This is a genomic window from Pusillimonas sp. (assembly GCF_029263785.1).
In the GTDB taxonomy this organism is placed as follows: domain Bacteria; phylum Pseudomonadota; class Gammaproteobacteria; order Burkholderiales; family Burkholderiaceae_B; genus Pusillimonas.
On record NZ_JAJUFE010000005.1, the window covers coordinates 41,710 to 62,274 of the forward strand.

Consider the following 20,565-nt stretch of genomic DNA (forward strand, 5'->3'; position numbering starts at 1 on the left):
TTTTCACATATACCCCGTTTTTGGGGTTTGCTCTCGCAGGTTTATGGATCACATCCGCAATTTTTCCATCATTGCCCATATCGATCATGGCAAGTCGACGCTGGCCGACAGGCTGATTCAACGTTGCGGAGGATTGGCCGACCGCGAAATGTCGATGCAAGTGCTTGATTCCATGGATATCGAGCGCGAGAGAGGAATCACCATCAAGGCGCAGACTGCGTCGCTCAGCTACAAGGCGAACGACGGCAAGGTCTACGCCCTGAACCTTATTGACACACCCGGCCACGTCGACTTTTCATACGAGGTCAGCCGCTCCTTGTCAGCGTGCGAGGGCGCGCTGCTGGTGGTGGACGCATCGCAAGGCGTCGAAGCTCAAACCGTGGCCAACTGCTACACCGCGATCGAGCTCGGCGTCGAGGTATTGCCGGTGCTGAACAAGATGGATCTGGCCTCGGCAGACCCCGAGGCTGCCAGCGAAGAGATCGAAGACGTTATCGGAATTGACGCCTCCGAGGCAATTCGTGCCAGCGCCAAGACGGGCATGGGTGTTGACGAGATTCTTGAGGCTATCGTGGCAAAGGTGCCGCCCCCGGTGGGCGACCCCGACAAGCCGCTGCAGGCGCTGATCATCGACTCCTGGTTCGACAATTACGTCGGCGTCATCATGCTGGTGCGTATTGTCAACGGCGTCCTGAACGTCAAGGACAAGGTTCAGCTGATGGCCAGCGGTGCTACACATCCTTGCGACCAGCTTGGCGTATTCACCCCCAAGGCCCAGCCACGCACCAGGCTGTCGGCAGGCGAAGTGGGCTTTGTCATTACCGGCATCAAGGAACTCGAACACGCCAAGGTCGGCGACACACTCACTTTGGCCAACAGGCCTGCCGACAAGCCTTTGCCGGGCTTCAAAGAGGTCAAGCCGCAGGTGTTTGCAGGGGTGTACCCGGTCGAAAGCAGCGAATACGACCAACTGCGCGATTCGCTTGAAAAACTCAAGTTGAACGATTCCTCGTTGATGTTCGAACCCGAAGTGTCACAGGCCTTGGGGTTCGGGTTCCGTTGCGGGTTTTTAGGTCTGCTGCACATGGAAATTGTGCAAGAGCGCCTGGAACGCGAGTTCGACATGGACATCATCACCACTGCGCCGTCGGTGGTGTACGAAGTCGAATTGCGCGACGGCTCGGTCGTCATGATTGAAAGCCCGTCGCGCATGCCCGAGATCGGCCAGATCGCCGAAATCCGTGAACCCATAGTTACGCTCACTCTCTTCATGCCCCAGGAATACGTCGGGCCGGTGATGACGCTTTGCCTGAACAAGCGGGGCGTGCAAAAGAACATGAGCTACCACGGCCGGCAGGTCCATCTGGTTTATGAGGTGCCACTTGCCGAGATCGTGCTGGACTTCTTTGATCGCCTCAAATCCGTGTCGCGAGGCTATGCCTCCATGGATTACGAGTTCAAGGAATACCAGCCATCTGACGTCGTCAAGGTCGATGTTCTCATCAATGGAGATCGCGTCGACGCCTTGTCCATGATGGTGCATCGCAGCAATGCGCGGTACCGCGGGCGAGAGGTGGTGAGCAAGATGCGCGGGCTTATTCCGCGGCAAATGTTTGATATTGCCATTCAGGCGGCCATTGGCGCCGACATCATTGCCCGTGAAAGCGTCAAGGCACTGCGCAAGAACGTTCTGGCAAAATGTTACGGCGGCGATATCTCGCGCAAGAAAAAGCTGCTCGAAAAGCAGAAGGCCGGCAAGAAGCGCATGAAGCAGGTGGGCAACGTCGAGATTCCGCAGGAGGCTTTCCTGGCTATTTTGCAGGTCGAAGACAAATAATAGAAGGGTAAGGCGTGGTATGAGCTGGGATTTCGCACTCATTCTTTTTGTGCTGCTGGTTGTCACGGGGGCTGTCTGGGCACTCGATTTCTTTTATCTGCGATCTCGCCGACTGCTGCGCGCCCAGGCGCAAATGGCAATCTTCGATGCCAACCCCACGGGGGTGGGAACCGTCGAAGCCGCCAAGCTGCGCCAAGAGGCCTATGACGAGGCACATCGGGTCCCGTGGTGGATAGAATATTGCGTCAGCTTCTTCCCCGTCATCCTGTTCGTGTTCGTGCTGCGCTCGTTCGTGGTTGAGCCGTTCCGGATCCCATCCGGGTCCATGCTTCCTACTTTGCAAAACGGCGATCTTATCCTCGTCAACAAGTTTCAGTACGGCATTCGTTTGCCTGTCATTGACAAGAAGATCATTGATATTGGCGAGCCGGCCCGTGGCGACGTACTGGTATTCAGATATCCCGTCGACACCGATATCGACTACGTGAAAAGGGTAATCGGGCTGCCCGGCGATGAGGTCCTTTATCAGGACAAGCAGCTGTTCATAAATGGTGAACTCGTGCCGCAAACCCGCGCAGGCGATTACTTTGAGCCTGACCGGTCGGTCTATGTGGGGCGCTATACTGAAGATCTCGGCGACACAGAGCATTACCTGTTGCTCAACCGGCACGCGCCGCAAGATTACATGCCAATCACCGATTATCCCTTTAGAAGCAATTGCGAGTACGCGCTTAACAGCATACGTTGCAAAGTACCCGAAGGTCATTACTTCATGATGGGCGATAACCGGGACAACAGCCTGGACAGCCGTTACTGGGGTTTTGTGCCCGAAGAGAACATTGTCGGCCGGGCCTTTCTCATCTGGATGAACTTTAGCGAACCCAGTCGCATCGGTGGATTCAAATAATGGCGAGTACGGCAACTCTCGAGACCGCTCTTGATTATCAGTTCCAGGATCCTTCCTTGCTGGAACAGGCCCTGACACACCGTAGTCACGGCGCCCGGCACAACGAAAGGCTCGAATTCCTGGGGGATTCGGTGCTGAATTTCGTGATCGCCGCCATGCTGTACAAGCGATTTTCCAAGGTTGATGAAGGTGATCTCTCTCGGCTTCGGGCCAATTTGGTCAAGCAGTCGTCGCTGGCCGAAATTGCTCAGAAGCTATCTTTGTCGCAGTATCTTCGTTTGGGCGAAGGTGAGCTGAAAAGCGGCGGCTTCCGGCGGCCATCGATTTTGGCCGATACCCTCGAGGCGGTCTTCGGAGCCATCTTCCTTGACGCCGGCTTCGAGGCTGCGCAGCGTACTATCGTAAAGCTCTACACACCCATCATTCAGGGTGTCGATCCAAAAACCCTGGGTAAGGATCCCAAGACGCTTCTGCAAGAACTCCTGCAAGGTCGTAAACTCGACTTGCCCACGTATACCGTTATTGCCACGCACGGCGCAGCACATAATCAGATGTTCGATGTCGAGTGCTCGATTCCGGCTCTTGATATTAAAGTGACGGCAGCAGGTTCCAGCCGTCGCGCCGCCGAACAGCTTGCAGCCACGCAGGCCATTACCGCCGTTCAGGCCCTGGGCCTGGGCAAGGCCGCGGGCAAGAGCAGGGCACGCAAGTCGGCACAGCTGTCGCTGCCCGTGGCCGTTACACAGGAAAACAAATGAGCAGTACGCCATTTCGTTGCGGATTCATCGCCGTCGTGGGGCGTCCCAATGTCGGCAAATCGACCCTGGCCAACGCGCTTATCGGAAGCAAGATTTCCATCGTGTCGCGCAAGGCACAGACCACACGTCATCGAATTCACGGCATTCTTACGCGCGAAAACGAACAGTTTGTATTCGTTGATACTCCGGGCTTCCAGACCCGTCACGGCGGTGCCATGAACCGCATGATGAACCGGGTTGTCACACAAGCCCTGTCCGAGGTCGATGTGGTGCTGCATGTCGTTGAGGCCGGCAAATGGACGGCGGGCGACGAACAGTTGTTGCCCCTGCTGCCCAAGCAGGGTCATACCATACTGGTTGTCAACAAGGTCGACTTGCTCAAGGACAAGAATTCGATGTTCCCCTTCGTAAGCAAGATCATCGCCAAGCATCCTTACTCGGCGGTAGTGCCGGTGAGCGCGGCACGCGAGATTCAGCTCGATAACCTGTTGGGCGAGATTGCCTCGCGGCTTCCCGAGGGTGAACCCATGTTCGACGCCGAGTCCCTCACCGACCGGCCTGTCCGCTTCATCGCCGCAGAGCTGTTGCGCGAGAAGATCTTCCGCCTGGTCGGGGACGAGTTGCCCTACGGGTGTACCGTAGTCATCGAGCAATGGGAAGAAGTCGAGGAGGGCGCACGTATTGCCGCGTGTATCCTGATCGAACGCGAAAGCCATCGACCCATATTGCTTGGTGCCGGCGGCGCACACATGAAGCGTATCGCTACCGAAGCGCGCCAGGATATTCAGGCGCTCCTCGAGAAGCCGGTGCATCTCGAGGTTTACATCAAGGTGCGCAAGGGATGGTCTGATCGCGAAGCAAGTCTGCGCGAACTGGGATATGAGTAGTGCGTCTTCAGGCCGAACCGACGGGCGACGCGGCAATCGCGTTCAAGATGCAGCGGCTTATCTGTTGCACTCAACCGCCTGGAAAGAAACTTCACTGATCATTCAAGCCTTTACCCGTGAGCACGGGAATGTCGCCATGGTGGCAAAGGGCGCGAAACGTCCGTATTCTGTGCTTCGTCCGGTTTTGTCTGCCTTTCAGCCGCTGATATTGAGCTGGAGCGGCAATGGCGAGGTCAAGACGCTGGTACGTGCTGATTGCGGTGGGGTCCGTGCGTTGGGCGGCAAGGCATTGATGTCTGCGTGGTATATGAATGAACTGCTGCTTCGGCTGTTGCCACGCGAAGATCCACATCCCGTCCTGTTTGACGCCTACGATTCCGCACTTGAACAATTGGCCGGAGGTTCGCGGGCAGCGGGTGCCTTGCGGCGTTTTGAGTGGACACTTCTTGACGAGGCCGGATATGGCCTTGACGAAGCCGAGCCCGATTTCGAGGATCCCGCTGTGGAGCCTGGTCTGCGGGCAGCATTGCGGGCCCGGCTTGATGAATTATTGACGCGCCCCTTGCAGACCCGGCGTGTACTTATGGCACTTCAGCAAATTTGACCACTGCTCCTGATAACGCCGGTTTGATGCCGATCCCCGACATCGTCGTGCTGGATACTTGCGTGCTTATCTCGAGCGTGTTGCGGGGCGTATTGCTTCGCCTGGCCGACAAGTCCTGTTTTCAACCTGCATGGAGCGAGGTAATAGGAGACGAATGGCGACGCAATGTCGCTCGGGTGTGGGAGGTCGAGCCGGCTCTGATCCAGGCAGAGTGGGCCGCACTCCAGCATGCCTATCCGGCCGCGGACCAGGGCGATATCAGTGGCTTCAAGGACGGCCTGATTCACAGCGACCCCAAGGACTGGCATGTTGTTGCAGCGGCCCGGGCGGCATTGGCGAAGCAGGCCGGGGCCAGGGTTGCCGTCGTGACGCGCAACCTCAAGGATTTTCGTCGCTCGGAGTTGCGACGCCTGGGGATTGAATTGATGGATCCGGATCAACTTCTGGTTCGTTGCTGGATGCAGCACCGGTCAGATCTCGAGGCGATCCTGGAGCAGGTAATTGGAGAGCGTGCGGCTACGGGCCGGTCGCCCGAACCTTTGCATGAGATGCTGAAGCGGGAGCGCTTGTTCAGGTTAAATAAAATTTGCGACGCCTCTGTATAGAGTGCGTCGCAAATTCCTGGGGTGGCACCGGACGGTGATTTTTCAGCCGGCGGCCTTGACGGATTGCCTTGGGATCAGTCGCGATCACCGCCAAAAATGCCCAGCAGCATCAGCAGATTGGCAAAGATGTTGTACAGGTCGAGATAAATGGCAAGTGTCGCCGAAATGTAGTTGGTTTCGCCACCGCGAATGACGCGCTGAAGGTCGACCAGCAAGAAGGCCGAGAAAATACCGATGGCCAGCACAGACACGGTCAGTACCAAAGCCGGCAGCTGCAGGAAGATGTTTGCGACGGCGGCCACGATCAGGATGACCACACCGGTAAACAGGAACTTCTGCCAATGCGAGAAATCGCGCTTGGTTGTCGTGGCGACGCTAGCCATGGTGGCAAGGACAAGAGCCGTGCCGCCAAACGCCAGCATGATCAGCTGTGCGCCATTCGAGAACCCGAGTACATGCCCGACCAGCCGCGACAGCATGATGCCCATGAAAAAAGTAAAGGCAAGCAGCAGGGCAACACCCAGGGAACTGTTTTTATTGCGTTCGACCAGGAACATCAGGCCAAAAGCACCCACCAGGAAGATGACGACGCTAAACCCGGGGCTGGCTGCCATGATGGAGTTGAGCCCGGTGTTCAGGCCGACGAACGCTCCCAGGACCGTGGGAATCAGCGAGATCGCCAGTAGCCAGTATGTATTGCGCAAGACCCGGTTGCGCACGACTTCGCCCTGAGAGGCGTAGTCGTGGCGGGACAAAGTATTTTGCCGTGGATCGTTCATAAAGAATCCTTGTTGGGAATATCAGTCAAGCGGCGGTTTTGCACCGCCACGGTATGTAAAGAGATTAACTTACAAAATACTGAATGATCAAGTTCTATGCGAGACATCGTGCGCGCGCAAGTTGTATCCCAGAGCCTTGTATTGACGCCAGCGTTCGCGCGCAGCCATCACCGATGGTTCGTCCTGCGACACGATTTCGAGGATGCGTTCGTATCTGGCTGCGTCAGGGGGACATTGCTCGTCGAGATTCATCAGCCACGCGGCGGAAGGGAATGACGACGGATCAACCCCCCTGTTTGAAAGCCAGATGGGCGTTTGTTCGGCAAGGGGGTCGTCTGCATGCACGTGGGGAATGAAGGCAGTTGCCTCAAAACCCCACAGCAGCGTGTCGAACCGTTCGAGCAAGTCGGCATCAGAGCAATAGATGACGAGGCGGCGGCCCTTGTCGTATTGCTTGCGCACCACCTCGCAAGCCATTCTCAGCCGGTCTGGCGCGCCGAATGCAAAATCAACGCGCACGGTCATTTCCGACCCCGATCGGACTTGGCCCGTTTGTGCTGAGCGCCGGCAAAGCTCATGCCTCAGGCTTGATCCTGAAGGAACTGGACCAGCAGCGGAACGGGACGGCCGGAGGCCCCTTTGTCCTTGCCGGAACGCCAGGCAGTACCGGCGATGTCCAGGTGCGCCCATCGATATTTCTCGGTAAAGCGGGAAAGGAAGCAGGCCGCAGTAACCGACCCGGCCGGTGGGCCACCGATGTTGGCGATATCCGCAAAGCTGGAACGAAGTTGCTCTTGATAGGCGTCGTCCAGCGGCATGCGCCACGCCGGGTCGTTGGCGGTGCGACCGGCCTTGAGCAGGCTCTCGGCAAGTTCGTCGTCTTTCGAGAACAGTCCGGTGTTGACATGACCCAGTGCGACCACGCAGGCGCCGGTCAGCGTGGCGACGTCGATCACGGCGGCCGGCCTGAAGCGTTCTGCATAGGTAAGGGCATCGCAAAGAACCAGGCGCCCCTCAGCATCCGTATTGAGGATTTCTATGGTTTGCCCTGACATGCTGGTAACCACGTCGCCGGGTTTGTTTGCCAGGCCGCTGGGCAGGTTTTCGCAAGCAGGAATCAGGGCAACTACAGGTTGATCGAGTTCAAGTTCGGCAACAGCGCGCATGGTACCAAGCACGCTGGCGGCCCCGCACATGTCGTACTTCATCTCGTCCATGTTGGCGGCAGGCTTCAGCGAGATGCCGCCGGCGTCAAAGGTAATGCCTTTGCCAACCAGGACGATCGGTGCCTTGGCGGACTTTGCGCCACGTGTGCCGGCCGGCTGGTACTTGAGTTCGATGAACGCGGGAGGCTGGCTGGAGCCTTTGGCTACCGACAGGAAGGAGCCCATCTTGAGGGCTTCAATCTGCTTGGTGTTGAGCACTCTGGCAGACAAGGATTTGAACTCGCGCGCAAGTTCTTTGGCGGTGTTGCCAAGGTAGGTTGGAGTACATACGTTACCAGGCAGATCACCTAGCTTGCGTGCAAGCTGCATGCCATTGGCGATGGCGCGACCGGCAGCCAGCCCTTGTTGTGCCTGAGCAGCTTGCGCGCGGGGGACATGAACCGTGATTTTCTTAAGCTTCGGCTGGTCCTTGCTGTCTTTCTTGCCCAGCGTGGCATCGTATCGGTAGACCGCCTGACCGGCTGCTATCGCGCAGGCCTGTGCGCGGCTGCGTAAAGTGGTGTCGGGGCAGTCAATCGAGGCGAGCGTCGAGACGCCCTCGGAAAGGCGAGCCTGCGCACAATAATTTGCAAAGGCTTGTTCGGCTCCGGCATGAACTTTGGCGTTGTAACTTTCTTGTTTGCCCAAGCCGACTAAAATGACGCGAGCAGCCGCTACGCCAGGAAGGTTGCGCAGCACCAGATGCGTATTCGGCTTGGCCGTAAATTCGGCTTTAAGCACGTCGCGGATGGCGCCACCGCTTGCATTATCAATAATGTCGGCTGCATTGCCGAGCACACCGTCGGCAAAGACGCCGACCGCCAGTGCCGCAGTTTTGATCTGATGCAAAGAGGCCGAAGTCTGTGTGCTAAATTCCATACGAGTTTCCCTAAGGTGTCTTGCAGATACTGTTATGTGAAATTTCGATTATCCAGCATATTGTCTCATGTCACTATTCAAGCGTTCCGTTGTCTCCGAAATCCTGAGCCATGCCGGCGTGGTGTTTTCCACCTTGCTGGTAGTGTGGCTTAGCGTATTGCTGGTTCGCTTGCTGGGCGAGGCGGCCAACGGCGCTATCGGTGGAGACGTTGTCCTGGGCTTGGCCACGTTTTCAAGTATCACTGCGTTGCCGGTCATACTTTCTGTGTCGCTGTTCATCGCCGTATTGACAACCGTCACCCGAAATTTCCGGGAATCCGAAATGGTGGTCTGGTTTGCAAGCGGTTTGTCATTGAAAGACTGGATCCGGCCGGTTTTGCGATGTGCGGTTCCTGTCGCGTTGCTCATTGCCTTCCTGACCTTGTTTGCCTCGCCGTGGGCTTATCGGCAGATCGCCGAGTATCGGCAGCGTTATGAGCAACGATCCGACATTTCAAAGGTGACCGTCGGGCAGTTTATCGAGACTCAAGAGGGCGCGCGTGTATTTTTTGCCGAAGAGCCGGTGTCTGCAGATGATGAGCTGGGCCGCGTGGTTGCGCGGGTGCTTGACCCGGAATGGTTGAGTGTCATCGCTGCCGAAAGTGCACACATCCAGACCGAAGAGAACGGTGATCGATTCCTGGTCTTGAACGAGGGGCACCGCTACGATCTGCGCAACGGCTCGTCCGAGTTCCGCTTGTTTGACTTCGAACACTATGGCTTTCGACTGGAAAGCAGTTCGGATGCGACATCTCCCCAGGCCATGCGTGAGCTTGCCGAACGCCAGATCAAGGCCCGTCCTACCGAGCAACTGTTTCTGGACGGAAACGACAATGCGCGGTCGCAAATCATGTGGCGACTGGCGCTGCCGCTGGCGGCGCTGAACCTTGCTTTGCTGGCCATACCTTTGGGGTCGGTCAACCCGCGTCTGGGGCGCTCCGGAGACCTGCTTATCGCCGGACTTGTGGGCCTGCTGTACATGAATCTCATCAACCTGTCTCGAGGCTGGATAGGTAATGGACAGCTTAGCTTCGGCCTGGGCGTTTGGCTGGTACACGGAGTGTTTGCCGCCCTGATGGCATTCATGATGTGGCGTAAATTACGCATCAAGGCTCCCAGGCAAACCCCTGTCCCCGCTGATTGATCTTGGCTATGTTGAAGTCAAAATCGGCTATCTATGGGCAACTTCGGCAAACCTGCCCCGATTCATAGTGCCGTATCCCATCACGACGGAAGCGGGCGCACAGTTGCCATATGTATATATCCAAAAATAATTTGGAGTTGGTTTTATATTACTTATAATGGATAGGTCTAAACCGGTCTATCCATCATGAACCTGCAACAGTTCCGATTCGTACGTGAAACCATCCGTCGCAACTTCAATCTTACAGAAGCGGCGCGTGCGCTGTTCACTTCTCAGCCAGGGGTGTCCAAGTCCATCATCGAATTCGAGGATGAACTCGGCATCAAGATCTTCGAGCGCCACGGCAAGCGAATCAAAGGGTTGACCAAGCCGGGTGCGGTGGTGGCGCAGGTCATTGACCGCATCATGCGTGAAGTGGACAACCTGAAGAAGGTCAGCGACGAATTCGCGCATCGGGACGAGGGCGGGGTGGTCATAGGCTGCACGCACGCGCAAGCCCGCTATATCCTGCCCAAGGTCATACCCGCCTTTCGCGAGCGTTTTCCCAAGGTTCGAGTTTCCCTGGCAGAAGGTAATCCGCCCACGCTGGCTCAGATGGTGCTTCATGAGCAGGCCGATCTTGCCATAGCAACGGAGTCCTTGGCCCGAACCCCGGGCCTGGCCACCCTGCCAGTGTACTCATGGGATCACGTCATCGTGATCCGGCCGGATCATCCGTTGGCCGAGCTCACGTCCAGCGAAGCAAGGTCAATTTCCCTGGAGCAACTGGCCGAATATCCGATCATCACCTACGACCGACAGTTTTCGGGTCGCTGCACCATTGATGAAGTTTTTGCCGCGGCCGGCATCACGCCTGATATTGTGCTTGAGGCGATCGATGCCGATATCATCAAGACCTATGTTGATGTCGGTCTGGGTGTGGGCATTATTGCCGGCATGGCCTTTGACCCCCGCCGTGACAAGGGGATGGTGGGAATTCCCGCCGGCCATCTTTTCGGGACGCACACCACAAGGGTAGCGGTAAAGTCAGGCGTGTTCCTGCGCGATTATGTATACGTCTTGCTTGAAATGCTGTCGCCCGAGCTGAGCCGTGATGTGGTCCAGGAAGCCGTCGACTCCGAACCCTTGCGCCAGGTAGTCAACGGTTAGACCTTCAGGCCGGCTGTGGTGGTGTAAGGCGACCCTCCAAAAATAAGAATGATTCCTATTGACTATATAGATAAGAATGATTATCGTTACGGAGACGATTGAATATCGGGGAGAGTCTTCATGACGCAAACGTTCAGCGCAGTTGTGGTCGGAGCCGATCGCCTAGGCAATATTCCGGAGTTGCTGAAGGGTCACAATATTGCCATCAAGCAGCACATCAGCGGGCGAGACCCCGCGCATCAAAAGAAAACGTTGCAGCTTCCCTCGGGCACTGATCTGTTGATCTTATTGACCGATTTCCTGGGTCACAATGTAATGAAAACCTTCCGCGCCGCCGCGCAGCGTTCTGGGGTCAGGGTGTTGGTGTGCCGGCGCTCTGTCTGCTGCATGAAGCGGGCCTTGACTCAAAGCGGGTACTGCGAAGCATGCCCGACGAGAAGCGCTGCGCGCTAGCAGCGATTCATTGGCGCAGTAACAGCTAATTATTTGGAGCCGGTCGCAGATGCCACCAGACGACGGGCTCCGTTATAGCGCTTGCGCCAGTACGATGCCGTCATGTCTTCGATACGTACCACGGCCCCCGTTCGGGGCGCATGGACAAATTTGTGGTTGCCCAAGTAAATGCCGACATGAGAAAACCGGGCACCGCGCGTATTGAAGAAGACCAGATCTCCGCGCTTTAGCTCGGATTTTTTGACCGAGATTCCGTGACGTGCAATATCGGCAGAACGGCGAGGGAGTTTCAGGCCCAGGGATTTCTCGGCGGCATAGCTGACGAGCCCGCTGCAATCGAAACCGGTGCTGGGGGATTCGCCGCCATACTTGTATTTGGTACCGAGCAGGCCCAATGCCGTGCCGACCATTGTTTGTGTGCGAGGCTCGGCGCTGTATCCGCCACGGGCCCGATTGAATTCGGGGCTGGCCAGCCAGGCACCCAGCGGGTCGGATTTGGTTCTGGAAAGATAGCTGTCGCGAACAATGAGGTGATGCGAATCGTTGTCGGCGTACTGCTGGGAATCGGGATTGGTGGCGCATCCCACAAGCGCCAGGGTGGAGCTCACTAGCAGGACCTTGCCTGCGCGCCATAGACTACGAGTGGTGAGCTTCGGAATCGATGGAGTGAGTTGAGGCGGCATGAGTAACGAGATTTCCTGAAATATACGCGTTAACGTCGTAGATAGTTGGCCCTGCCCCGCAATGGGAAAGGTTCAAATAACCATAGACGCGCGAGAATCAAGCGCCCGGCCAAAAAAACTGCCCCGAGTTTAACGAAATGACTTTGGCAGGTAAAGCGAAGTTACAATTTAGTGGCCCAATTTACTTGACAGCAATGCCTGCCAATTTCGTGTAAATGACGAATCCGAATATGGCATGATGTGGCCGAAATGGCGGAACAAAAGAGCGAGATAATCAAAAATCCAGTATGGAGACGGAAAATTGAACGTTGGAACGCACATTTTTGATCGTGCCGGCGCTGCGCGCCCAGAAGGCAGGCCTGGCTCATGACCGGCCCGGTGTCGAATCCGCAGGTCGACTCCACCGACCCTTCGCGTCAGTTGCCTTCAGAGTCCGGCCTGTTTCGCAGTGCGCTCAAACCCGGTGTCAGCATGCGCGAGGTCTGGGCATGGGCCATGTACGACTTCGCCAATTCCGGGTATACCACTGTTGTCATCACCACTGTATTTAGCACCTATTTTGTCGGTGTCGTGGCCGAAGGCCGCAGTTGGGCCACACTCGCCTTCACGATGGCACTGTCCCTGTCGTACCTGGTCATCATGCTCACCATGCCGAGTTTGGGAGCACGGGCCGATGCCCGTGCCGGAAAGCGCCGGCTCTTGTTCAGCAGCACTGCTGGATGCGTGGTAGCCACGGCACTATTGGCTTTGGCTGGCCCCGGGGATATCGCCCTGGCCCTGGTGCTCTTGGCCGTGTCCAACTATTGTTATTGCGTCGGCGAGTCGGTCGTGGCGGCCTTTCTTCCCGAAATGGCACGCCCGAACGCCCTGGGTCGCGTGTCTGGCTGGGGCTGGGGCTTTGGGTATTTTGGCGGAATGCTCACCCTGGGCTTGTCCTTGGGCCTGGTGGGCTGGGCATCTTCACGTGGTGCCGAAGCGCAGCAATACGTTCCGTATGTCATGCTGCTGACCGCCTTCGTGTTTGCAGTGGCGGCCGTTCCTTCTTTCATGTTTTTGCGCGAGCGCAGCGCGCCTAATAATCGGCCTGCCCTGGGTTGGCTGAAGCGCCTGGCGCAAGCCTGGCACGAAACCGGGCAGCATTTCAAGGACTTCCGTCTTCTGCTCATTTGTGGGGCCTTCTATCACGCAGGCATCTCGGTAGTCGTGACCCTGGCGGCAGTTTACGCCAATCAGGCAATGGGCTTCACCATGGCTCAAACCATGGTTCTGGTGTTCACCGTCAATATCGCGGCGGCAGCGGGCGCACTGACGTTCGGCCACTTTCAAGACCGGGTGGGCCACAAGAGGGCATTGACCATTACGTTGTTTGGCTGGATCGCCATGGTACTGGTGGCGTATTCGGCCGTGCAGGTCTGGGTCTTCTGGATTGCTGCTACGCTGGCCGGCCTATGCATGGGTACGAGTCAGAGCGCCGGCCGGGCCATGGTTGGAGGGCTGGCGCCCACACGTCGGCTGGCAGAGTTCTACTCTCTTTGGACTTTTGCCACGCAGCTTGCCGCTGTTGTCGGGCCATTAAGTTATGGCGTGGTCACCTGGGTCACCGACGGCAATCATCGACTTGCGCTACTGATTACAGGCCTGTTTTTTGTAGCCGGTCTGATCGTGCTTACCCGACTCGACTTTGCGCGAGGAGCGCGTGTGCGCGATACTGTACCCCTGTAAGCGTCCAGTCAGTGTAGACGGTTATTAAGTCTATGGGACAAACCAAAAATAGGAGTCAGTCATGTCAAGTGCGGTCGAATCAGTCCTGGTCGAAAAGCGCGTTTTTCAACCCTTCAAGGCCCTTGTAGAACAGGCAAACATATCGGGTATGGATGCCTACCGGGCCTTATGCGACGAAGCAGAAAAGTCGCCGGACGAATTCTGGAGCCGCCTGGCGCGAGAAAACCTGCTCTGGGACAAGCCGTTTTCCACTGTATTGGACGAGTCGGACGCACCGTTCTACAAATGGTTTTCTGATGGTGAACTAAACGTTTCAGCCAACTGCCTGGACAAGCATCTCGACACGCCGACCGCCGATAAGACGGCGATTATTTTTGAGTCGGACGATGGCAAGGTCACGAAGATAACGTACCGCGAGCTTCACGCCCGCGTCTGCGAATTTGCCAACGGTATCAAGTCTCTGGGCTACAAGGCCGGAGAACGCGCCATTATCTATTTGCCCATGTCCATTGAGGCAGTGGTTGCCATGCAGGCCTGCGCGCGTCTGGGCATTGTTCATTCCGTTGTATTCGGCGGGTTCTCGGCCAGAAGTCTCAATGATCGTATCGTTGATGTCGGGGCCACCCTGGTCATTACGGCCGACGAGCAATTGCGCGGTGGCCGAGCCATCCCTCTCAAGCCGGCCGTCGATGAAGCCTTTGGCATGGGCGGGTGCGACGCAATCCGCCATGTAATTGTCTATCGTCGAACCGGCGGCACGATCGACTGGACAGAAGGACGCGATCTATGGATGCACGACCTCTGCCAAGGGCAGCCCACCACCTGCGAGGCGGTACCCGTCAATGCCGAGCATCCGCTATTCATTCTGTATACGTCAGGGTCCACGGGCAAGCCCAAGGGCGTGCAACATGCATCGGCGGGTTTCCTGTTGTGGGCATTGCTGACCACCAAATGGACGTTTGACGCCAAGGACACCGATGTGTATTGGTGTACGGCCGACGTGGGCTGGGTCACCGGTCATACTTACATTACTTACGGGCCTCTGGCGGCGGGGCTGACTCAGATTGTGTTCGAGGGTGTACCGACCTATCCCGATGCCGGCCGATTCTGGGAGATGATCCAGCGCCACAAGGTCACGGTGTTTTACACGGCTCCCACAGCCATCCGCTCCCTGACCAAGGCGGCTGAAACCAACGCCGACGTGCATCCGCGCCGGTACGATCTGAGCAGCCTGCGCATTATTGGTTCGGTGGGCGAGCCCATCAACCCCGAGGCCTGGATGTGGTACTACACCAATGTTGGTGGCGAACGCTGCCCGGTGCTGGATACCTGGTGGCAGACCGAAACCGGTGGTCACATGATCGCTCCCCTGCCGGGTGCTACACCGCTTAAACCGGGTTCGTGCACATTGCCGTTACCGGGCATCGTAGCCGGTGTCGTCGATGAGGCCGGCAAGGATGTGGAGCCTGGCAAGGGTGGCTTCCTGGCTATCAAGCGCCCATGGCCGGGCATGATCCGCACGGTATGGGGCGACCCCGAGCGATTCAAGAGCAGCTATTTCCCCCCCGAGCTCAAGGGCTATTATCTTGCCGGCGACAGTGCACAGCGCGACACCGACGGCTATTTTTGGATCATGGGGCGCGTCGACGACGTCCTGAACGTCTCGGGTCATCGTCTGGGCACCATGGAAGTCGAATCGGCGCTGGTCTCTCATCCACTGGTGGCCGAGGCTGCCGTGGTTGGGCGGCCCGATAGCACGACCGGCGAGGCTGTGGTGGCGTTTGTCGTGCTCAAGCGCGATCTGCCTCAAGGTGAAGAGGCTGTTGAAATCGCCAAGCAACTGCGCGATTGGGTGGCGCATGAAATCGGACCAATCGCCAAGCCTCGCGACATCCGGTTTGGCGAGAACCTGCCGAAAACCCGTTCCGGCAAGATTATGCGTCGCCTGCTCCGGGTAGTAGCCAAGGGCGAAGAAGTGACCCAGGATGTGTCCACGCTCGAGAATCCTGCGATCTTGAACCAGCTTTCACAATCTGTTTGATTGTTGCCGGCCATGCCGGAGAATGAGCGAGCCAGGTTCGCTCTGTTGCCGGCACCAAACGGACAATAAGGAATTTTCGGACCGGGCCGGGTAGCATGGCTACCCGGCCCAACTTATGGGAGTGGGGGTGAATAAAGCGCAGTCTGATCGTGCCGCCTTGATGTGGATGGCGGTGACAGTGTTGATATGGGGTAGTGGCTGGGTCATGATGAAGGCGCTGGCGCAGCGCATCGGTCCGTTCGACCTGGTGGCATTGCGATATGCGGTGGGGTTTGTGACCTTGCTGGTTATTGTTCTGGCTCTGCGGCGTCCGCTCAAATTCCCTCCTTTCTGGTTCACGATCGGCATCGCGGTGTTTCAGACAACGGCATACCAGTGTCTGGTTCAAATGGCGCTGGTTGCCGGAGGCACGGGGCGGGTCGTCATGGTGGCATACACCATGCCTTTCTGGGTGGCGTTGTTTGCATGGGCCGTCATTGGCGACCGGCCCACGCGGCGGCATTGGATAGGTTTTATTCCAGCAGCTGTGGGGCTGACCGTGGTCATACAGCCGTGGCAGGGTCTGGGCGGGATCATTCCTTCCTTGCTGGCTCTTGGCGGTGGCATGTCCTGGGCCCTGGGTACCTTGTTCAGCAAGATGATGTTTCAGCGCAGTCGGCCCGATGTGCTCAGTCTGACCATGTGGCAGTTGCTTCTTGGCACCCTGCTGGCGCTGCCATTTGGATGGCTGATCCCTCAACCCACCATCGTTTGGGACGGCGAAGCTGTATTGGGCATACTTTATCTGGGTGTGATGTCGTCGGCTGCCGCCTGGGGGCTGTGGCTGATGGTTGTGAGTCGAATCCACCCGACCGTGGCGGGAATGGCCGGGCTGGGCGTACCGGTGGTCGCCGTCATTGGTGCCTGGATCGTCCTTGGCGAGCGTCCGGAGCCCCTCGAACAGATCGGCATGTTGTTGATGATGGTCGGACTTGTCATCGTATCGTGGACGCCCAAGGCCTCGTCCGACAAAAAGCCCAGGAACGCATGACGTAAAAACACCCCAAATAGCCTGGCTGGAAGAATCAGCTATTTGGGGTGCGTTCAGCCGGCGATACCGACAATTAGGCTACATGCCGTTGTAGACCGGGCCTTCACCGCCTTGAGGGGCCACCCACACAATATTCTGTGTAGGGTCCTTGATGTCGCAGGTCTTGCAGTGTACGCAGTTTTGCGCGTTGATCTGCAGGCGGTCCTTGCCGCTGTCATCCTTGATGAACTCATAGACGCCGGCCGGACAGTAGCGAGCCTCGGGTCCGCCGTACTTGGCCAGGTTGATTTCTACCGGCACCGACGGATCTTTCAACGTAAGGTGGATGGGCTCGTTTTCGTCGTGGTTGGTATTTGAAATAAACACCGAGCTCAGTCGATCGAATGTCAGTTTGCCGTCTGGCTTCGGGTATTCAATGCGGGCGCACTCAGAGGCTGGTTGCAAACAGGCATGGTCTGGCTTGTTGTGGCGCAAGGTCCAGGGCATCTTGCCTTTTAGCAGCCATTGCTCGATGCCTGTCATCAGGGTGCCGATAGTGCGACCCTTCTTGAACCACTGCTTGAAGTTCCGCGCCTTGTTGAGTTCGGCATGCAGCCACGATTTCTCGAATGCCTCGGGGAAGGCACGCAGTTCATCGTGCTGTCGTCCGGCCGACAAGGCCTCGAACACCGCTTCGGCCGCCAGCGAACCACTCTTGATGGCAGCGTGGCTGCCTTTGATGCGTGACGCATTGAGGAAGCCCGCTTCGCAGCCGACCATTGCGCCACCCGGGAAGATCAGCTTGGGCAAGGAAAGCAGGCCGCCAGCGGTAAGCGAACGGGCACCGTAGGCGATGCGCTTGCCGCCTTCGAAAGTGGGGCGAATGGCCGGATGCGTCTTGAAGCGCTGAAATTCCTCGAAGGGCGACAGCCAGGGGTTGGCATAGTCCAGACCCACCACCAGGCCCACCACTACCAGGTTGTCTGACAGGTGATATAAGAACGAGCCGCCGTAGGTGTCGGAATCGAGCGGCCATCCAGATGTGTGCATGACCAGCCCGGGCTGCGACTGCGCGGGGTCGACTTCCCACATTTCCTTGATGCCGATGGCATAGCTTTGCGGGTTACGACCTTCATCGAGCTTGAAGCGTTCGATCAGCTGACGACCCAATTGCCCGCGGGACCCCTCGGCAAAAAGCGTGTAGCGCGCATGCAGTTCCATACCTGGCTGGTAATTGGGTGTGTGTGAGCCGTCGCGTGCCACACCCATATCACCGGTTGCGACGCCCTTGACAGCACCATCTTCGGTATAAAGGACTTCTGCGGCTGCAAAACCCGGGAAAATCTCGACCCCCAGGGCTTCGGCCTGTTCACCTAGCCAGCGCGTGACATCACCCAGTCGGACGACGTAGTTTCCATGATTCTGGAAGCATTCCGGCAACAGCCAGTTTGGCGTGCTTCTTGCCCCTTTGGCAGTGAGGAACAGGAACTTGTCTTCTGTCACGGGAACGTGAAGGGGCGCGCCTTTGTCCTTCCAGTCAGGAATAAGCTCGTCGAGCGCCTTTGTGTCCATGACTGCGCCGGACAGAATATGTGCTCCGACCTCGGACCCTTTCTCGAGCACGCAGACACTGATTTCGCTTTGCCGCTGTGCGGCGAGCTGCTTGAGGCGGATGGCACTGGCAAGCCCTGCGGGGCCTGCTCCGACGATGACGACGTCATATTCCATTGATTCGCGCTCGGCCATGTATATGGATCTCCCGTATTAATTTCTGTCTTGTGGCAGCAGAAGCCGCGTCGCCCGCACGCGGGGCGATACATGAGCACAAGGATTTTATAAATAAAGCTTTAAGCTGATTGTATTGCAGACCGCCCCGGGGTGGGGGGGATGGGTCGCAAATGGCGCTATGCCGGCGTTATATACTGGGCCAATATTATTTTTTGACACCGAACGTTGGCCACTATGCTGCATGACGAAGTATCCGCTGTGCCATTGGCGGGACACATATTTGAATGCGTGCTTCCTTTGCGCTGGGGCGATCAGGACGCCTTGCACCACGTCAATAACACGCTTTATTTTCGTTACGTGGAAGAAGCCCGCGCGCTATTGTATTTACAGGCCGGCATGCCTGTGCCGGGGGAATATGACCCCGTCCTGGTACATGCCAGTTGCGACTTTCTTCGTCCGTTGCTGTATCCAGGTACTGCGGTCGTCAAGCTGGTGTTCGTAAAATTCGGGCGTACCAGCATGGAGTACGATTTCGTCATCGAACGTCAGGACGATCCCGGAGTCGTTTATGCGCGGGGAAAGAACATCACTGTAAATACCGAGTCGGCCACGGGGCAACCGTGTCCCTGGTTCGAACATCAGCTGGCCGCGTACGCGCGATGTTTCAAGCCGGAAGAACAAGGCTGATTTTCAACCGTTCGGCACCCTTTGAGCCGGACGCATTTTTTGGGATGGAGAGATGGATAAAGTCTATGCAAGTGCCGCAGAAGCACTGGATGGAATAGTTGCAAATGGCCAGACCATTGCCGTTGGCGGGTTTGGTCTGTGCGGTATTCCTGAAGCCCTGATCGAAGCGCTGCGCGATTCGGGTGTTCAGGGCCTTACATGCATCAGCAATAATGCCGGTGTCGATGGTCTGGGCCTGGGGCAATTGCTTGCCACCCGTCAAATCAAGAAGATGATCTCTTCCTACGTTGGCGAGAACAAGGAGTTCGAGCGGCAGTTTCTGGCTGGCGAGCTCGAGCTTGAGTTCACGCCCCAAGGAACCCTCGCAGAAAAACTGCGTGCCGGCGGCGCAGGCATTCCGGCTTTCTTCACCCGCACAGGTGTCGGAACCATGGTGGCAGAAGGCAAAGAGGTGCGAGAGTTCGACGGCGAACAATATGTGCTGGAACGGGCTCTGGTGCCGGATGTATCGCTGGCCAAGGCCTACATTGCCGACCGCAGCGGCAATCTGATTTTTCGCAAGACTGCCCGCAACTTCAATCCGGATGTGGCCATGGCTGGAAAGATCAGCATTGTAGAGGTCGAAAAAATCGTTGAAACGGGCGAGCTGGATCCGGATTCCATTCACCTGCCCGGCATTTATGTGCATCGCATCGTATTGAACGCGAACCCCGCCAAGCACATCGAACATCGCACCGTGCGCAACGCCTGAGGAGACACGAACATGGCATGGAATCGAGATGAAATGGCTGCGCGCGCAGCGCGCGAATTGCAAGATGGCTTCTACGTCAACCTGGGTATAGGCATGCCCACCCTGGTGGCTAATCATGTACCACCCGGTGTCGAGGTCTGGCTGCAATCCGAAAACGGCCTGCTGGGAATTGGCCCGTTTCCTACCGAAGAAGAAATCGACGCAGACCTGATCAATGCGGGCAAGCAGACAGTCACCACCTTGCCGGGTTCGTCTTTTTTCTCGTCGGCAGAATCGTTCGCCATGATACGCGGCGGCAAGATAAATCTGGCCATATTGGGCGCCATGCAGGTGTCTGAAAAAGGCGATCTGGCCAATTGGATGATCCCGGGAAAAATGATCAAGGGTATGGGCGGCGCCATGGATCTCGTCGCCGGCGTGGGACGTGTCGTCGTCCTGATGGAGCACGTGGCACGCAAGAAGGACGGTACCGAAGACTTCAAACTCCTGCCAGAGTGCACACTGCCTTTGACCGGTGTCGGCGTGGTCGACCTCATCATCACCGACCTGGGTGTCATGGAGGTAACCGACGACGGCCTAAAATTGATCGAAGTCGCTCCAGGCGTTACGGTGGAAGAAATCCAGGCCAAGACAAAGGCTAAACTGGACGTTTCCGCAGTCGCCTGAGCAGCCGCGAACCAGAGCAGTCTTGAGACCGG

At 57.2% G+C, this 20,565-nt stretch carries 20 protein-coding genes; 15 read left to right on the top strand and 5 right to left on the bottom strand.

Annotated elements, in window-relative coordinates:
* The first annotated feature begins 43 nt into the window (after positions 1-43).
* Genes lepA through Q1J88_RS02650 form a run of 6 tightly spaced genes read left to right on the top strand, consistent with a single transcriptional unit; the run spans position 44 to position 5,598 of the window.
* Positions 44-1,837, top strand: coding sequence for a translation elongation factor 4 (gene lepA, locus Q1J88_RS02625; RefSeq protein WP_301115860.1), 1,794 nt, complete (start codon positions 44-46; stop codon positions 1,835-1,837).
* 19 nt (positions 1,838-1,856) lie between these two features.
* A complete protein-coding gene (gene lepB / locus Q1J88_RS02630; protein ID WP_301115861.1) occupies positions 1,857-2,744 on the top strand; it encodes a signal peptidase I in 888 nt (295 codons plus the stop codon).
* Positions 2,744-3,502: a ribonuclease III gene (gene rnc / locus Q1J88_RS02635; RefSeq protein ID WP_301115862.1), complete on the top strand. Its 759-nt coding sequence runs from the start codon at positions 2,744-2,746 to the stop codon at positions 3,500-3,502. The genes lepB and rnc overlap by 1 nt, the downstream gene beginning before the upstream one ends.
* Entirely contained in the window at positions 3,499-4,389 is an 891-nt protein-coding gene (gene era / locus Q1J88_RS02640) for a GTPase Era (RefSeq protein WP_301115863.1), read from the top strand. The genes rnc and era overlap by 4 nt, the downstream gene beginning before the upstream one ends.
* Positions 4,382-4,993, top strand: a complete 612-nt coding sequence (gene recO / locus Q1J88_RS02645) for a DNA repair protein RecO (protein ID WP_301115865.1) — start codon at positions 4,382-4,384, stop codon at positions 4,991-4,993. Before era ends, recO begins: the two co-directional genes overlap by 8 nt.
* Positions 4,990-5,598, top strand: a complete 609-nt coding sequence (locus Q1J88_RS02650; RefSeq protein WP_301115866.1) for a PIN domain-containing protein — start codon at positions 4,990-4,992, stop codon at positions 5,596-5,598. The genes recO and Q1J88_RS02650 overlap by 4 nt, the downstream gene beginning before the upstream one ends.
* Positions 5,599-5,672: 74 nt before the next feature.
* Here Q1J88_RS02650 and Q1J88_RS02655 read toward each other — a convergent pair whose 3' ends face one another.
* The 3 genes from Q1J88_RS02655 to Q1J88_RS02665 form a co-directional block, all read right to left on the bottom strand.
* Entirely contained in the window at positions 5,673-6,377 is a 705-nt protein-coding gene (locus Q1J88_RS02655) for a Bax inhibitor-1/YccA family protein (RefSeq protein ID WP_301115867.1), read from the bottom strand.
* A gap of 87 nt (positions 6,378-6,464) precedes the next feature.
* Entirely contained in the window at positions 6,465-6,902 is a 438-nt protein-coding gene (locus tag Q1J88_RS02660) for a DNA polymerase III subunit chi (RefSeq protein WP_301115868.1), read from the bottom strand.
* Positions 6,903-6,958: 56 nt separating this feature from the next.
* Complete coding sequence (locus Q1J88_RS02665) at positions 6,959-8,461, bottom strand: leucyl aminopeptidase (RefSeq protein ID WP_301115869.1); 1,503 nt, start codon at positions 8,459-8,461, stop codon at positions 6,959-6,961.
* A 67-nt stretch (positions 8,462-8,528) separates the two neighbouring features.
* Here Q1J88_RS02665 and lptF point away from each other — a divergent pair, with 67 nt between their 5' ends.
* The 3 genes from lptF (at position 8,529) to Q1J88_RS02680 (ending at position 11,246) form a co-directional block, all read left to right on the top strand.
* Complete coding sequence (gene lptF / locus Q1J88_RS02670; protein ID WP_301115870.1) at positions 8,529-9,644, top strand: LPS export ABC transporter permease LptF; 1,116 nt, start codon at positions 8,529-8,531, stop codon at positions 9,642-9,644.
* Between the two features lie 186 nt (positions 9,645-9,830).
* Positions 9,831-10,793: a CysB family HTH-type transcriptional regulator gene (locus Q1J88_RS02675; protein WP_301115871.1), complete on the top strand. Its 963-nt coding sequence runs from the start codon at positions 9,831-9,833 to the stop codon at positions 10,791-10,793.
* 120 nt (positions 10,794-10,913) lie between these two features.
* Positions 10,914-11,246 (top strand): DUF2325 domain-containing protein, encoded by a 333-nt coding sequence (locus Q1J88_RS02680; RefSeq protein ID WP_301115872.1) that lies wholly within the window; start codon positions 10,914-10,916, stop codon positions 11,244-11,246.
* Positions 11,247-11,275: 29 nt separating this feature from the next.
* On the opposite strand, the gene Q1J88_RS02685 is transcribed toward Q1J88_RS02680, so the two are convergent.
* Positions 11,276-11,854, bottom strand: coding sequence for a C40 family peptidase (locus tag Q1J88_RS02685; RefSeq protein ID WP_301115940.1), 579 nt, complete (start codon positions 11,852-11,854; stop codon positions 11,276-11,278).
* Between the two features lie 441 nt (positions 11,855-12,295).
* Between Q1J88_RS02685 and Q1J88_RS02690 the strand changes: the two genes are divergently transcribed.
* The 3 genes from Q1J88_RS02690 to Q1J88_RS02700 all read left to right on the top strand — a co-directional run bounded on the left by Q1J88_RS02690 (position 12,296) and on the right by Q1J88_RS02700 (position 16,722).
* Positions 12,296-13,651: an MFS transporter gene (locus Q1J88_RS02690; RefSeq protein WP_301115873.1), complete on the top strand. Its 1,356-nt coding sequence runs from the start codon at positions 12,296-12,298 to the stop codon at positions 13,649-13,651.
* Between the two features lie 61 nt (positions 13,652-13,712).
* Complete coding sequence (gene acs, locus Q1J88_RS02695) at positions 13,713-15,692, top strand: acetate--CoA ligase (RefSeq protein WP_301115874.1); 1,980 nt, start codon at positions 13,713-13,715, stop codon at positions 15,690-15,692.
* A 127-nt stretch (positions 15,693-15,819) separates the two neighbouring features.
* A complete protein-coding gene (locus Q1J88_RS02700; RefSeq protein WP_301115875.1) occupies positions 15,820-16,722 on the top strand; it encodes a DMT family transporter in 903 nt (300 codons plus the stop codon).
* Positions 16,723-16,800: 78 nt separating this feature from the next.
* On the opposite strand, the gene Q1J88_RS02705 is transcribed toward Q1J88_RS02700, so the two are convergent.
* Positions 16,801-18,447: an electron transfer flavoprotein-ubiquinone oxidoreductase gene (locus Q1J88_RS02705; protein WP_301115876.1), complete on the bottom strand. Its 1,647-nt coding sequence runs from the start codon at positions 18,445-18,447 to the stop codon at positions 16,801-16,803.
* Between the two features lie 216 nt (positions 18,448-18,663).
* Here Q1J88_RS02705 and Q1J88_RS02710 point away from each other — a divergent pair, with 216 nt between their 5' ends.
* The 3 genes from Q1J88_RS02710 to Q1J88_RS02720 are packed head-to-tail and all read left to right on the top strand — an operon-like array spanning position 18,664 to position 20,533.
* Positions 18,664-19,116, top strand: a complete 453-nt coding sequence (locus Q1J88_RS02710) for an acyl-CoA thioesterase (RefSeq protein ID WP_301115877.1) — start codon at positions 18,664-18,666, stop codon at positions 19,114-19,116.
* A 52-nt stretch (positions 19,117-19,168) separates the two neighbouring features.
* Positions 19,169-19,867 (top strand): CoA transferase subunit A, encoded by a 699-nt coding sequence (locus Q1J88_RS02715; protein ID WP_301115878.1) that lies wholly within the window; start codon positions 19,169-19,171, stop codon positions 19,865-19,867.
* 12 nt (positions 19,868-19,879) lie between these two features.
* Positions 19,880-20,533 (top strand): 3-oxoacid CoA-transferase subunit B, encoded by a 654-nt coding sequence (locus Q1J88_RS02720; RefSeq protein WP_301115880.1) that lies wholly within the window; start codon positions 19,880-19,882, stop codon positions 20,531-20,533.
* The last annotated feature ends 32 nt before the right edge of the window (positions 20,534-20,565 follow it).

Bases quoted from the DNA above. Each gene is read 5' to 3' on its own strand.
- lepA (WP_301115860.1), top strand. From the start codon at position 44: ATGGATCACATCCGCAATTTTTCCATCATTGCCCATATCGATCATGGC.
- lepB (WP_301115861.1), top strand. From the start codon at position 1,857: ATGAGCTGGGATTTCGCACTCATTCTTTTTGTGCTGCTGGTTGTCACG.
- rnc (WP_301115862.1), top strand. From the start codon at position 2,744: ATGGCGAGTACGGCAACTCTCGAGACCGCTCTTGATTATCAGTTCCAG.
- era (WP_301115863.1), top strand. From the start codon at position 3,499: ATGAGCAGTACGCCATTTCGTTGCGGATTCATCGCCGTCGTGGGGCGT.
- recO (WP_301115865.1), top strand. From the start codon at position 4,382: ATGAGTAGTGCGTCTTCAGGCCGAACCGACGGGCGACGCGGCAATCGC.
- Q1J88_RS02655 (WP_301115867.1), bottom strand. From the start codon at position 6,377: ATGAACGATCCACGGCAAAATACTTTGTCCCGCCACGACTACGCCTCT.
- Q1J88_RS02660 (WP_301115868.1), bottom strand. From the start codon at position 6,902: ATGACCGTGCGCGTTGATTTTGCATTCGGCGCGCCAGACCGGCTGAGA.
- Q1J88_RS02665 (WP_301115869.1), bottom strand. From the start codon at position 8,461: ATGGAATTTAGCACACAGACTTCGGCCTCTTTGCATCAGATCAAAACT.
- lptF (WP_301115870.1), top strand. From the start codon at position 8,529: ATGTCACTATTCAAGCGTTCCGTTGTCTCCGAAATCCTGAGCCATGCC.
- Q1J88_RS02675 (WP_301115871.1), top strand. From the start codon at position 9,831: ATGAACCTGCAACAGTTCCGATTCGTACGTGAAACCATCCGTCGCAAC.
- Q1J88_RS02680 (WP_301115872.1), top strand. From the start codon at position 10,914: ATGACGCAAACGTTCAGCGCAGTTGTGGTCGGAGCCGATCGCCTAGGC.
- Q1J88_RS02690 (WP_301115873.1), top strand. From the start codon at position 12,296: ATGACCGGCCCGGTGTCGAATCCGCAGGTCGACTCCACCGACCCTTCG.
- acs (WP_301115874.1), top strand. From the start codon at position 13,713: ATGTCAAGTGCGGTCGAATCAGTCCTGGTCGAAAAGCGCGTTTTTCAA.
- Q1J88_RS02705 (WP_301115876.1), bottom strand. From the start codon at position 18,447: ATGGCCGAGCGCGAATCAATGGAATATGACGTCGTCATCGTCGGAGCA.
- Q1J88_RS02710 (WP_301115877.1), top strand. From the start codon at position 18,664: ATGCTGCATGACGAAGTATCCGCTGTGCCATTGGCGGGACACATATTT.
- Q1J88_RS02715 (WP_301115878.1), top strand. From the start codon at position 19,169: ATGGATAAAGTCTATGCAAGTGCCGCAGAAGCACTGGATGGAATAGTT.
- Q1J88_RS02720 (WP_301115880.1), top strand. From the start codon at position 19,880: ATGGCATGGAATCGAGATGAAATGGCTGCGCGCGCAGCGCGCGAATTG.